The sequence below is a fragment of the Paenibacillus sp. J22P277 genome (assembly GCF_059383675.1).
Map to the genome: position 1 here is coordinate 1 of NZ_JBXENS010000003.1, position 13979 is coordinate 13979.

16 protein-coding genes are annotated in these 13979 nt (G+C 43.7%); 15 read left to right on the plus strand and 1 reads right to left on the minus strand.

The annotated features are described in order from the left end of the window. The 7 genes from AC50YL_RS09060 to AC50YL_RS09090 form a co-directional block, all read left to right on the plus strand. A partial coding sequence (locus AC50YL_RS09060) for a TetR/AcrR family transcriptional regulator (RefSeq protein WP_494831234.1) occupies positions 1-556 on the plus strand: 556 nt, incomplete at its 5' end. A 13-nt stretch (positions 557-569) separates the two neighbouring features. Continuing rightward, a complete protein-coding gene (locus tag AC50YL_RS09065; RefSeq protein WP_494831236.1) occupies positions 570-1337 on the plus strand; it encodes an alpha/beta fold hydrolase in 768 nt (255 codons plus the stop codon). 159 nt (positions 1338-1496) lie between these two features. After that, complete coding sequence (locus tag AC50YL_RS09070; RefSeq protein WP_494831238.1) at positions 1497-1823, plus strand: hypothetical protein; 327 nt, start codon at positions 1497-1499, stop codon at positions 1821-1823. 520 nt (positions 1824-2343) lie between these two features. Next, positions 2344-2652, plus strand: a complete 309-nt coding sequence (locus tag AC50YL_RS09075; RefSeq protein ID WP_494832504.1) for a PadR family transcriptional regulator — start codon at positions 2344-2346, stop codon at positions 2650-2652. Then, positions 2649-2996, plus strand: a complete 348-nt coding sequence (locus tag AC50YL_RS09080; protein WP_494831240.1) for a DUF1048 domain-containing protein — start codon at positions 2649-2651, stop codon at positions 2994-2996. The genes AC50YL_RS09075 and AC50YL_RS09080 overlap by 4 nt, the downstream gene beginning before the upstream one ends. Positions 2997-3008: 12 nt before the next feature. Then, entirely contained in the window at positions 3009-3359 is a 351-nt protein-coding gene (locus AC50YL_RS09085) for a DUF1048 domain-containing protein (RefSeq protein WP_494831242.1), read from the plus strand. A gap of 287 nt (positions 3360-3646) precedes the next feature. Then, the gene (locus AC50YL_RS09090) at positions 3647-4870 is read left to right on the plus strand and encodes a serine hydrolase domain-containing protein (RefSeq protein ID WP_494832505.1); all 1224 of its coding nucleotides are present in this window, start codon (positions 3647-3649) and stop codon (positions 4868-4870) included. Positions 4871-5578: 708 nt separating this feature from the next. Here the strand turns inward: AC50YL_RS09090 and AC50YL_RS09095 are convergent. After that, positions 5579-6457, minus strand: coding sequence for a sigma-70 family RNA polymerase sigma factor (locus AC50YL_RS09095; RefSeq protein ID WP_494831244.1), 879 nt, complete (start codon positions 6455-6457; stop codon positions 5579-5581). 231 nt (positions 6458-6688) lie between these two features. On the opposite strand from AC50YL_RS09095, the gene AC50YL_RS09100 reads away from it, so the two are divergent. From AC50YL_RS09100 to AC50YL_RS09135, 8 genes are all read left to right on the plus strand, one after another. After that, positions 6689-7111, plus strand: coding sequence for a VOC family protein (locus AC50YL_RS09100; RefSeq protein ID WP_494831246.1), 423 nt, complete (start codon positions 6689-6691; stop codon positions 7109-7111). Between the two features lie 130 nt (positions 7112-7241). Then, positions 7242-7514 carry a DoxX family protein gene (locus tag AC50YL_RS09105; RefSeq protein ID WP_494832506.1) on the plus strand — a complete coding sequence of 91 codons (273 nt, stop codon included), beginning with the start codon at positions 7242-7244 and terminating at the stop codon, positions 7512-7514. 144 nt (positions 7515-7658) lie between these two features. Then, a complete protein-coding gene (locus tag AC50YL_RS09110) occupies positions 7659-8030 on the plus strand; it encodes a hypothetical protein (protein WP_494832508.1) in 372 nt (123 codons plus the stop codon). Positions 8031-8671: 641 nt separating this feature from the next. Beyond that, positions 8672-9076: a hypothetical protein gene (locus AC50YL_RS09115; RefSeq protein ID WP_494831248.1), complete on the plus strand. Its 405-nt coding sequence runs from the start codon at positions 8672-8674 to the stop codon at positions 9074-9076. 887 nt (positions 9077-9963) lie between these two features. Beyond that, on the plus strand, positions 9964-10395 hold the full coding sequence (locus AC50YL_RS09120; protein ID WP_494831250.1) for a hypothetical protein: 432 nt from the start codon (positions 9964-9966) through the stop codon (positions 10393-10395). A 650-nt stretch (positions 10396-11045) separates the two neighbouring features. Continuing rightward, entirely contained in the window at positions 11046-11540 is a 495-nt protein-coding gene (locus AC50YL_RS09125; RefSeq protein ID WP_494831252.1) for a hypothetical protein, read from the plus strand. Positions 11541-12009: 469 nt separating this feature from the next. Further along, complete coding sequence (locus AC50YL_RS09130) at positions 12010-12558, plus strand: RNA polymerase sigma factor (RefSeq protein WP_494831254.1); 549 nt, start codon at positions 12010-12012, stop codon at positions 12556-12558. Next, a complete protein-coding gene (locus tag AC50YL_RS09135) occupies positions 12522-13796 on the plus strand; it encodes a DUF4179 domain-containing protein (protein WP_494831256.1) in 1275 nt (424 codons plus the stop codon). The genes AC50YL_RS09130 and AC50YL_RS09135 overlap by 37 nt, the downstream gene beginning before the upstream one ends. The last annotated feature ends 183 nt before the right edge of the window (positions 13797-13979 follow it).

A 13979-nucleotide genomic window follows, 5' to 3' on the forward strand; every position in this document is an offset into this window, starting at 1 on the left:
AACTCGTGATGAACTATTAGTTAGAGCTGCTACCATCTTCCGCAAAAAAGGGTTTTACAATACATCCATGAATGACATCGGATTAACATGCGGTTTACTTAAAGGTAGTATTTATCACTATTTTCCAAGCAAAGAGGAGTTGATGCTGGAAGTACTAAAGACTTCTTACAATGATGCAAGCGACACGATATTCACTCTGGCCCTTAATAAAGGCATTCCTGGTCACAAAAGATTGTCGATGATACTTGACATCACCGAGGAAGGGTTATTTGGCAATGGAACCGAAGAAGGGGGCTGTCTTTTCGGCAGGATCGGATTTGAAGTAGGAACGCAAATTCCTGAGTTTAACGAGATTATCAAGTCTCACTTTAATTCTTATATGGAAGCGTTTGAGGTGATCTTCAAGGATACCGTTGACACAAGGCGTTCAAAAGAACTCGCCAAGCAAGTTGTTGTAGAACTTCAAGGTGCTGCCTTATTGAGCGTTATTTACGCCGATTCAGCTTTATATACAGAAGCGAAAGAGCGAATTCTTAGCTATTATACTTTTCAATAATGGAGGGTAACAAATGAGCCAAGTTATTTCGAAAGACGGCACTTCTATCGAATTCGATCGTATTGGAGAAGGCCACCCTGTTATATTGATTATGGGCGCATTTAACGATCGTTCCACCGGAGCACCCTTGGCTGAGCTTTTGGAGTCGGGTTTTACAGTAATCAATTATGACCGCCGGGGAAGGGGAAGGAGCGGCAATACATTACCCTATGCCATTGAACGGGAAATTGAGGATCTGGACACCCTCATTCAAAAAGCGGGCGGTTCCGCTTACGTATTCGGATACTCATCTGGCGCTGTCCTGGCGCTAAAAGCTGCAGCCAAGGGTTTGGATATTTCCAAACTTGTTTTGTACGAAGCACCTGTTGAAGGACACGACAGCAGTCTCGTCGGACAACTGACTGAATTGATTAACGCAGATCGGCGAGGTGATGCGGTCGAGTTTTTTCAGTCTAAAGTCGTCGGTTTACCAGACCCTGTCATCACCCAATTACGAAGTGCTCCGTCCAGGACATACTTGGAGACTCTTGCGCATACTTTGGTGTACGATACAAAGCTTGTTTGCGAGCCGCCAATTCGTGGACAATTGGCGACCATTCACATTCCCGTTCTTGTTATGACAGGAGAAGAAAGCAAAGAAGGGTTTAGGCAAGCAAATGAGCGGATGGCCACCCATCTTCCAATTGGACAATATCTATGTCTTAAAGGACAAAACCATCACATGGATCCGCATGTCCTTTATCCGGTTGCAAAAAAATTCCTTAATACTGACTCACAATAGCTGAAAAGCACAAGACAAAGGGTACGATAGCTCAATGATGACACGACGGCAGCCGGTCTCTGAACGATCGGCTGTCGTCGTTGCGCTAACGGGCAGTATAGCGTAATTTTTTCGTGTGGACATGGTAAAATGTGAAATATGGGAATGGTGGGAGAAATCATGAGGAAAGTAGGTTTACTTTTTACCATGATGGTAATTGCATTAGTTGTCGGTTGTACTCAAAATGGGGCATTCACATCTACGACTTCATACCTTAAGGTTATTGAAAAACAACATTCTTCTGACTACAAGGAAGCTTGGATTATGGACTACGATCCAAACAATTCGAAAGAGAAGGATGCAATAAAGATTATTGTTGAAGAACCGATGGTTTGGAATTTAATCGAAAAAGACAAGGAGTATTTTTCATCTTATAGTAAGAAAGGTGAAAATCCTTGGGTCTCGGAACAGATTGCATATCCCGGTGATGAAGAGGCATTAAGATAAATTTAATCCACTATCGTTTAAACTAACTTGGCACGATAGTGCAAAGACCAGGAACAGATCGCCGCGGCGGTCAACTGTTCCTTTTTCGTTGATGGAACTGGGTACGATAGCTTAATAAAGACATTTGATAAGGAGCTTCCGGGAAAGCTCTTTTTTGCTTTTTCTTCGATACAGCTATCACGAACAAATTTCTAGCTATGCAAAAAGGGGTCGCGAAATCTCACGGACCCTTTTTAGCAAAGGATAAGGTGACTGCACCCTTTCCCTATATTTAATTCTTGAGATACCTAATCCGTGTTCCGAAGGGCATAGACATGTACATAAAATTTAGGCATTTTGTGCATATATACTGCTGGGCATTGAGCTAACTGGCATTATAGTTGAAAATGTAAAATCCGTATCAGAGCAAACGATATTGACAAACAAACTACTACGTGTTACTTTATAGCGGTAGTAAGTAACACTTTATACCAGTGATACAGAATAGCAAGGAGTGATTGTGCTGGAAAATCTAACGGAAATGCTCAAAGGGGCGCTTGAGGGCTGTGTCCTTGAAATTATAAGCCGCAAAGAAACCTACGGCTACGAAATCACGCGGCGGCTGAACGCCCTCGGCTTTACAGATGTTGTGGAGGGAACGGTGTACACCATCCTGATCCGGCTTGAAAAAAACAAATTGGTGGAGATCACCAAGAAGCCCTCCGACATGGGACCGCCGCGTAAGTTCTTCGCGATCAACGACGCGGGACGCGAGGAGCTGCGGAGGTTCTGGGAAAAATGGGCGTTCGTATCATCAAAAATTAATGAGTTAAAGGAGAAAAAATCATGAATTTTTGGGAAAAGATCACTGGCAGCGACATGACTAAAGAATTGAAATCTTTTGAATCGCGAGTCAAAAAGCTGCCGGCTGATTATCAAGCGGCATGGGGAGAAGTTTGGGCCAACATTTGGCACTACTCCGATTTCTCCGGTCGCAACCTCATGCCAATTCTTGACGGTGTGCTTGGTCTGTTCGAAGAAACGGCTGCGGACGGTCAGAGTGTCCAAGAGGTTTTGGGTCACGATATCAAAAGCTTCTGTTCAGCGCTGGCCGGCGAAGAAGGGGCAAAGTCTTTTCGCGACAAGTGGCGTGAGCAACTCAACAATAATATCGCTAAAAAATTAGGTAAATAGGAGGGTAAAACGATGAGTATACGAGATATCATCGAAGGCAAAAAAGTGTGGCGAGCGCACGTGGCGCGTGTCAAAGCGCTCCCGCAAGATTATCAAATAGTTTATAAAGAGATTCAAAAATATCTCTTTAAGGTCGGCCCTGTTGAGCTAACAAACGGGACGGGTTTGCTCTCGGGGATTATTGATCTTTTTGAAGAGGGCGCGGCCTTGGGGAAAGGCGTGCTCGAAGTGACGAGCAGTGACGTAGCGGCTTTCTGCGACGATCTAATCAAAGATTCAAAAACTTACGCGGACATCTATCAAGCATCTGTTGAACAAGAAGGTAATAAGACTATGAAAATAGTTATGGATAAAAAAAAGTAAAAGGGGGATATCGGGATGGAAAAAGCAATTAAAGTGAAAGATGTGAAACAGGTAAAGAAGGAAGCTGCAGGACATATCTCGATTCTAATCACCTCATACAGGAGGTGAGTTATCATGTGATTGCCAATAGTTATTCTCTTTGCTGCATAGAACACACCTTTTTTGGCAAGAGGTTTTCCAGCATGAATAACGAATTAGTAGTTGAAAACAATAGGGCTGATAGAAAAGGAAGAGAGGGAAACCAAATGCAAAAGATTACAACAGAAGATTTTAGTTCGTTAGAAAATATGAAGGATGTTGCTGGCTTCTCCGAAACAGGATTGCGCAGAATGAGAGACGTGCTGGCACGGCATGTCGAGTCCGGGAAGATTCCCGGGCTTGTCGCTCTGGTCAGCCGGGGCGGCCAGACGCATGTGGAAGCGATCGGCACGATGCGCCATGATGGTGGCGCGCCGATGCGCCGGGACACAATCTTCCGTATGGCCTCGACGTCTAAGCCGGTTGCAATCGCGGCGGCGATGATCTTGCTCGACGAGTGCCGGCTGCGGCTGGATGACCTGGTAGAGCAATGGCTTCCTGAATTTTCCAATCGGCAGGTGCTTAAACGACCCGACAGTCCGCTAGATGATACTGTGCCAGCACGGCGGCCGATTACCGTACGGGATCTGCTAACCTCCACGTTCGGGCTCGGTTTGGATTTTACGGCGCTGGGCACTCCGATCATGAACGCGATCCTCGAGAAGAATCTCGCGCTCAATGTACCGCCGATGCCCGATCCGGATGAGTGGATGCGCCGCCTTGGGGCGCTTCCGCTGCAGTACCAGCCCGGAGAACGTTGGCAATACAACATCAGCAACGATCTACTCGGCGTGCTCGTTTCTAGAGTCACGGGCCAATCGTTTGAGACGTTCCTGCGCGCACGCATCCTCGACCCCCTGGGCATGAAGGACACCGGTTTCCACGTACCCGAAGGCAAAATCGACCGGCTGCCACCCCTCTACGCCCCCGATCCGCAAACCAGAGAGTTCATCGTGTGGGACGAGGCCAAAGGGGGACTCCATAGCCAGCCTCCGGCGTTCGAGAGCGGCGGTGGCGGACTTTCCTCCACAGTCGACGACTATCACGCCTACTTCCGGATGTTGCTGAACAAAGGGATGCACGGGAGCAAACGGATTTTGTCCCGGGCTGCCGTTGAGCTAATGACCACCAACCGCCTAACGCCCGAGCAACAAGCCGTCCGAAACGAAATGGCCACTAACAACGTCCATATATCATTCGGCCAAGGGCAGCACGGTGGCTGGGGCATGGGGATGGCAGTGCGTACCTATCGCGGCGACTACGCGCCCATCGGCCAGTTCGGCTGGGACGGCGGAAGCGGCACCTCGACCTACGCCGACCCAGACAAACAGCTCACCGGAATCCTGCTCACCCAGGTCGGGATGACCACCCCAGATTCAGCGCGGGTTATCCACGACTTCTGGACCACGGTCTATCAGGCAATCGAAGACTGACATCGAGCCCGCGCTTGGTACGCCCGCCCTCAACCCAAGATACCCTGGAGGCTGATTGGAAGCAAAAGTTGCCTTTGGTACTTTGCTTAGACCCCAGATTTAAAATTGGCGATTGATCCAGATGAGTTCATTTATAACAATAATGGAGTGGTAAGTTCCATTGCTTGATATGTTGTTTTTAAATTAGATACAAAGCTAAAATATAACCGTGTGATTTCTTCCATTCCTGTGTAAAAACAGACCGATATCTATTTCAAATTGGTCTGTTTCTTTTATTGGTTAAATTAGGGTTCGTGACGCCCCTTCATTATGTAAAAAATGCTCTGCGATAGCGATCGGGTATTTCAGACGTTTATAGCACAAGTTACATATGATGGGCTATAGCAGCCTTATCATAGATAGCCTTTTCTGTGTAATTCGCCTGATTTCTAAATATGATACCAGTAAAATTTTGACTTGTCTTTGGCCCTTCATTACGCTAACGGGTACGATAGTTCCAAATGCAAAGGGCTGCCTGCGAGCAGCCCTTTGCTCCGCTAACTGGCAGTTTGCGTGGCAGGTTTGCATGGGACGGATATATTTGAGAACACATTTGCAGATGGTAAACTTGATCTTGAACAAAGCACAAAAACGCACTGTCGAAGACAATGCGTTTTTGTGCTTTGTTCAAATTTTATGTTATTGTAACTGCTCTTTGAAGCTGACCCATTAATCCTTCAATTCTGCTAAGTCGAGCTGGCGAACACGCGCTTGATCGGCAATCATGTCGATCTCAGTGATCTTGCCATCCACAATTTTGAGTTCGAGTACGAAAAGCATTTGACCGCGAGGAGCAACAATCACGCCTACAGATCCGTTCACGAGCACCGGCCGTGCTCCCTGAGCGCGGCCAGCGAAGCCCTTGGCCACAGCTTCCGCACCTAGAACAAGCGGCCATGCAGCGACCGGAGGAAATGCAGGGTCTTGTCGGAGCACAACATTGGGGTCTAATACCGCTAGAAGCTTCTCAAAATCTCCAGAACGCGACGCCGTTAGGAATGCATCCACAAGCTCCCGTTTTCGCATGAACTCGTCCGAATCCGCAGTCGCTTTCGCTCCCTGAACCCGACGGCGTGCACGGCTCGCAAGTTGTCTGGCTGCAACCTCGTTACTCCCTATAATCGGGGCGATCTCCGAGAAAGATAGGGCGAAAATATCGTGCAGTACGAATGAGATGCGTTCGGCGGGATTCAAATTTCCAAGAACCATCAGCATCGCAATACCAACGGAGTCGGCCAACAAGGATTCGTGCTCAGGGTTGCTTTCGTCCTGATGGTCATTAACCGGCTCAGGTGCATTCACTAGCGTAAGCTCCTCACGCCGCGATTTACGAGTTCGTAGCATATCCAGGCACACCCTTGATACTATCGTCGTCAGCCATCCCCCCATATTCTCGACCTCTCTAGTATCGGTGCGGCTAAGACGAATCCATGACTCCTGTACAGCATCATCCGCTTCGTATAAAGATCCGAGCATCCGGTAAGCCACCTTTTGCAGGTGATTTCGATGCGACTCGAATTGTTCCACAAGCCAATCATGATCGTTCATACAACACATTCCTTCCTTCGGTTCCTTTTTACTTAATTGTCGTAAGAGACTCAACAATCGTGACATGGCAATGTACGAAATCTGTATTTTACTTATCCCAAAAAAATTTTCACCGTATCCGTCACGTTTCCTCGCTGACTTACGACATAGTAAGTGACAAGGGAAACCGGATCCTACGAAGAATGCCGAGGGTGTCCCGGAAAGAACATTTAAACTGAGGAGCTGATTATTGTGAGTACTGTTTTGATTCCCTTTCTTGAAATGAACGGAAGTGCTCAGGAAGCAATAGATTTTTACGTGAAGACATTGGATGCTAAGGTCTCCTATTTGCTGCGATTCGGCGACATTCCGGATGATTCTAAAGCTCCGCTGCCTCCGGAAAAGAAGGACTGGGTTAATTACGCCATCTTGAAAATCGGCGATTCGGAACTACAGATTACGGATCATGTCACCGGAAGTATTTACGAGAAGGGAACACAAATCACCATCGTTGTTCAAACCGACGATAAGGATAAAGCTACCAACTATTTTGAAGCTCTGAAGGTAGATGGTCAAGTGAACGATCCGCTTCAAGCTAGTTTCTTCAGCCCCGCATACGGCAATGTGACGGATAAATTCGGCATCACTTTCCGAATCCTTACAAGAGGTCGCTAATAATCAGATAATTAAAAATAGGGATTAAGTCCTCATGACTGTATTTTCCATCATACTTCAAAGTTTGCTAGTTTTATACTATGCCTTTTCGGGAGGCGCAAAGATCGCAGGGGCCTAATATTGGGCTGATATTTTCAAGAATCTTGGACTACCGCAGTGGTTTCGCGTCGTCACAGGTATCGTCCAGTTAGTCGGAGTAGCATTACTCATCATCGGCTACTGGTATGTAGAGGCGGTCGCATGGGCCGGTATATGGCTTGGAGTCACTATGATATTGGCGTGTCTCGCGCATTTCAAGGTCAAAGATCCAATCAGCAAAACGGCAGCGGCTATCGTTTTTACTGCGTTAATCATCATTCTAACCATCATTAATGCAGATGGCCTGATGCTTCCTTTATCTTAAGAAAGCATGATCTCCATTGTTTTCGACTGGTTTTGTCGGCGGATGGATCAAAGGCGGAAATGGATGCCTATTTAGCGATATTGAAAAAGAGTTTCTATAAATAAAAAACCAATACAATTGAAAGGAATGTAAGAAATGAATAGTATGGCAATGGCGACTTTCGTAGAGTTATTTTGGAGTTGGATGACCGTTATTATTTCTGCTATTTTGTTTGTCCGCCCTTCGGTTCTACGTGAATTGAAACGGCTGGTGGTCGAGGACAGAGGTTTTGGAATTATGTACGGCTTTTTGTCCATTTTCTTAGGTCTAGGAACGGTTATTCTTCATAATATCTGGGCTTTGAATTGGCAGGGGTTTATTACCTTAATAGCGTGGCTTGCCTTGCTAAAAGGGATTTACGTTATTGCGTATCCAGAACCCTCCAAGAAGACCAACTTTGAAGTACGTATTTTTACTACGCGAATTGCCCTCGCAGTCGTGGGTGGCTTATCTTTGTGGATGATTTTGGTGATCTAAAGTAGTCGAGTCGATTAGTCATTATTGACAGCTACTAGAGTGGGATATCCGGAACTTATTTAACTTTTCGCTAAACTAACGGGTACGTTAGTTCAACAAAACAGCAGCAGTCTAGGACTTTATTTTCACGTCCATGACTGCTGCTGTTCCGTTTCTAGGGTCAGTCTAATACTTATTTTTCAGAGCCTGACGGTTTTGCAATTCGAAAAACCGCACGAATTCAATACATCCAGTCTAATACTTTATTTTCTCAGAACAACGGGCAGGAAACGGCTGGGGCGGTGGCGGTGGATCTAACGATGCTTTAATTGGATGCGGTGCGATTCTCGCACTAATAATTGCTATTTGGATTATTGTATGGGGCGGTTGGTATGGCGTTCTACTCGATTTAATTCTCATAACTTCTATCGGCACCGTGATCTATTTCGCTAGGAAAGTTTAGAGGAAAGGCGTTCCCTTCGAGGGGAACGCCTTTTTGAGTTACAAGAAAGCACCAGCTGCAGTCAATGATTGGCCGATGATCTCGGGGCAACTTATCTTTTGCGATATGTTCGCCCATGATAAGATACTTGTCCAATCAAATGGTAAATTACTCCATATACTATATTAGCAATTAATATAGTATATGGAGTGAAATGTGAATGCCTATTTTTAATCCAAACAATATGCAAGGTGCTCATCGCTCAGATGTTATCATCTTATCAGATGGAGATACACCAGTAGTGTTAATGGAGTGGGGACATTTTTTTGATACAGTGCCTAGTTTACTTTCTATTCAGGGCGGAGCAGTAGTCAACAATATTTCTGAAAATACAATTTCTGTTTCACTGCAGATTATGTTTAATAATATCGTCCTTGATTCTTATGTAGTTCGATTGACATCAGCAACATATACTAGCGCGTTTTTTGGAACTTCACTGTTCAATGTTATAGAAGGGCATCATGTTTTTCGTATCCTTGCACAAATCACTGATGGTGTAATAGGAGATACCGCTACCATTACAAATAGACAAGTAATGTCGATTTCTGGTGTAGGAACCCTTTAGATCTATCCCAAAATATTTGTCGGGTGACAAGAACATTATGTCTTTAAGTGCCGCGAATATCGCGGCTTTTTGTATTTATGGGATCAAGTCCATGTCAAAACCAAATGACAAGAAAAGTAAAATACTGGTGGATATATACAGCGGACTGACCGTTAATGATAAGGGAGTGAAAAATTTGGTTTATGCCTTTCTTGCTCTGTACCTGCTTGCTAATGGTTTGGTGATTTATAGAATGATAAGATATCGCTTTTTTAAGTTTAACAGGGAATCCATAGGACTCATTGTGATACTTGGCATAGTTGCATTCAGAATTTCAGATTCATTCACATTAAATACAACATTAACGATTTTTTCAGTCCTTTTATTGCTTGTATACGTTACATTCATGATTACAACGAAGCAGCAAAAAAAGTCACAGTAGCAATATAATTATCATTAAGCTAACGGGAACGATACTTCAATTAAAGACACGAAGGCAGCCGATCGGAACAGAACGGCTGCCTTCGCTCAACTAACGGGCAGATTACTCGTTAACACGAACGGCAGATTAGATCCAATTATGGTAATATGAGGTTACCTTGAAATGAGGAGTGAAGGAACCTTTGGGATTTCTCATAATGGTTTTGATAATTGGCTTCATATGCGTAATTAGTTATCTCAGAGCAATTCATATTTCGCTTGAAAAAATATTGAAAAGTAGAGATGAGAATGATTAGAGATTTTCAATAATGATAACGAAATTTTTTGTGTGAAATGGGGTCAAATTGGGGGGCGGTGCCCAACCCTCTTGGGTCCGGAAACTGTATTGCAAAGAACGATAACTGGTCAAGAACAGTTCGTAAACAACGACTAATGCAGTTCTTGTCATTTTGGAGTATATAAAAGCGATGGCATTCATTATTTTAAGTGTAATCTTATTCTTTGGTGTAGAGCGCCTACTTTATCGAGTATCAGATGGTGACAATACAACACTCGTAAGGTGGTCAATTAAATGCTCCACCTTCTTTTTACTACTTAGCTTTATCGCTACCATGTATGATGATTATCAAAAGAATAAATCGCTTGATATTTTAATTGGATTAGTTAGTGGAAATGCGATTGAATTTTTTCGAGAATATTTATGTGTAGCAATTAATTTGTTTTACCTAACCATGGTAATTATTACGAATTGGATAAGAACCAGGTTGCGAGGCACCTACAATTTGACTTTAGAGAAAAATGATAAACGCATGATGGCTTACACGATTGTCCTTGTTTTCAATCCGATTTGGAACTTTTACATCATTATAGTGATATTGAAATTTTGGAATACCCCATAAATCAATACGCTAACTGGGAACGAGAGCTTAATAGACGTGCAAGAATAGGTTGTATCTTAAAGAGTGAAGGCAGGTGCTTATATTGGGTTTGGATGAATATTTGGTACTCATTATTGTATTGTTGATCATCATAGTGATTATGTTAGTAAGCATACAGTCACATCAACAAAAGCATAATAAGAATCTTGTAGATGCTGTATATAGATTAATTGAAGTTACAAAGAAGAACCATAAAAACTAAACCCAACAGTCACATCAACAAAAGCATAATAAGAATCTTGTAGATGCTTGTCGGGTGACAAGAACATAGTAACATTGGAAGCCGCATAAGAAGCGGCTTTTTGTTTTAATGTTATAAGGTTCTTGTCAAAGCGTAATGACAAGAACCTAATAACATTCCCGATCAGTGACAAGAACTTTATAACATTCCCGACAACTCACGCCAAAGAATGATCGGCATGCGTTCGTGCACTTTGTTCATCGAAAATAAAGTCTTAGACTGAAAAATAAAACATTAGACTGTGAAAATAACGTTGTAGACTGGGAACCGGCATTAAGCTAACGGGCAGGATTGCGTAGTCACTTCGCGAATTCCTTAGGTATGGCGAATTCAACGCGTTTGACGAAATTCCACTAAGGACTGAAAACAAATGAAAGATCTAAAAACAAAAGCAGGTATATATTATCTTTCCATAGTTACAGGCTATATTGACAGAAGCGATGTAATTAAATGGGCAGACTTTTGCATTGAACATTTTGATGTTCCTTATGATTTTATTGAACTCTCATTATCAGGCTCCAAATCCATTGAAGATACTTTATCTTTTCTCAAGACTATTTATGGTAAGAATGAATTTGTAACGCCAATGTATATTATGCTTGGTCTGCTCCGTTCAGATTTTATAAATCAGAAGATATCTGAGGATAATTTCTTCACATATATTTATCGTTTATATACTCATGGCTGTATGTCGGACAAAGATGTTGCTGAATTTTCTTTTCTAGACCGGTTAAGTGATGGATATTGTTTAGCGACTGAAGGGATTTACGGAAATAAAGAAGATGTTGTACAAGAAGCAATTGAAGAGTTAAAACGATTTGAAGAATACAAGAAAAGATACGAAGGATTATTCGTAGATGAGTAGAACTTCGTCTTTTCTGTGTTCACACTTAGGGGTCATTCTGCCTTCGGTCCGCTCGAGGCAATTTTGATTAAGTTAGATCGTTACGCTAACGGGTACGATAGTTCAACAAATTCAGGAGCAGATGCCGCGGCAGTTTGCTCCTCTTTTTCATTGAAGTAACGGGCAGATTACTTTGATGCTACTTGCGGAATAAAAACTCCAAACGAGGAAATGTTAAGTGAATTCTAAGGACAAAGGTTTGGTTCGGTTTAGATGAAATGTCGAATTCGTATTGTCCATGGTGATATGTATTTCTATTCTTGGTGCGCCATTTGTTTAGAGCAGTTGCCAGTGGCAGCTGCTCTTTTCTTATTTAGCTAACGGGCATTTAAGCTCAATTAGCATTCCGAAAACATATTTTTGATAACGTGAAACCTAACGATCCTCTTATGTATCTAACGTATGGTTGCAACCAGAAGGGAGATTGTCGATGGATGCTGTATCGGAAGTGAAAAAAGCGCAGCGCGGAGACAAGAAAGCATTCGAAGGATTGATCTTCTCTCACAGAACGGTCATGTATCGTATGGCGAAAACGATGCTTCATCGCGATGAAGATTGTGCTGACGCCATCCAGGATGCGATCCTGAAAGCGTACCAAAACATTCGTAGCTTGAAGGAACCGAGATACTTTAAAAGCTGGTTACTGCGCATCCTCATCAATGAATGCAAACAAATGTACCGACAACGTGAAAATATAATTGCGCTTGAGCTGCGTGACGAGCCCTTTTCCAACGACTACGCATTTGCACGGATCGAAGTCGATCAACTACTCGAAAGTTTGCCAGAGGATCAACGCGAGCTTCTGAAGTTGTTCCATATCGAGGATATTTCCGTACAAGACTTGGCGGCTATTTTTGAAGTGCCTGAAAGTACAATCAAGACGAGATTGCGCAGGGCGCGTGAAAAAGCAAAAGAAATATGGTTAGCGGAGGAGGAGCGACAGTGGAGCAATGGGAAGAAGCTATTAAACAAACGGTGAATCCATCCGTACCAAGCGAACTGGAGGATCGAATAATGCACACTCTCAATCAGCTTCCTCGACAAGCACGTAAGCGGAAAATGTACTACGCACTCCCGGCGGCGGTATTGGCGGTAGTTATCCTGTTCGGCGCAAGAGTGATTTCTCCGGTTTTCGCGGAAACCATACGTTCAATTCCGGTGATCGGATCGATTTTTGAGCTCGTAGGGAATGTCGGGGAACGGAAAGCCAGTCAAGACGGGCTTGTGAGTCCGCTTGGACAACAGGTGGTCATTGACGGTAAAACCATTACCTTCACGGAAAGTCTTTATGACGGATCGAGCATTCATATCGGCTTTATCAACGATACCGGCAACTTTGAATTTTGGAACCATGCTCAAATATCGATAGACGGTAAACGTCTGACGAGCTATAACGCGGATTTAAGCGGCAGCAGAACGTTGGCGGATGGAAGCTTCGCGGGTATCTATACGATTCACCCAAATCAAGACATTCCGGAAGCTTTTACACTTGAATTAAGTTCATTGGAGGACCGATCGTGGCATGTCGCGATTCCTATGAAATTACAAGGAGACGAGCATGCTTACCTTATTAATGACGCCAGAGTGTGGCGGGATATGACGATGCTTTACGATAGAACTGTTTTTAATTCAACTTCCGCAACACTTTCTATCCGCTGGTTCAGTAAAGAAAAAAAGGAGCTCCCTTCAGTCATGAACTATCAAATTTTCGATGACAAGGGACGCGTTCTGCAAATATTCAGTCATAATGGTAAAGACACACCGACTGAAGACGGTCAATATGTGTACTCTTCTCAATTGAATTTCGAACGTATGGATCCCATTCCAAAGTCCCTGACCATTAAGCCGTATCTGGGGAGCGGTATGACGGGTTTGGAAACAAAACGATGGGAGGGAAAGAGCCTCGAGCTGTCTCAAGGGGAAGCCGGTTCCGTTCGGATTGAGCATATTGAACAAAAAAATAATACATTTACGATGACGTTCGAAGTAGAGGGCGAGCTTACCAGTGATCGGACAAGGTATGTGTGGCTAGAAAATCAATATGGTGTGAGATATGACGTTCTTCAATACCCTCAACGGGTAGAAGGAACGGTGAATCAATATCAAGCTGTATTTACCTCGACCAATCCGAACGATGACGTCATCATCGGCACGGAGCAATTCCATCCGAAAGATTATATTGATGACCTGACGATTACAGTCGATATTAGCAAATAATGAAGGATAGAATGTGATTCCAACAAATATTGAAAGGGCAGCGACTGAAAAAGGGAAAACTTATAAATTTACTAAAGGGAAGGTATAGCTTAACGACACCCGCGACGGGAGCCGGTCACACGATCAGCTCCAGTTGAGCATTGAAGTAACGGGCAGTGTAGTTCCAATATGTGGTATTATTTG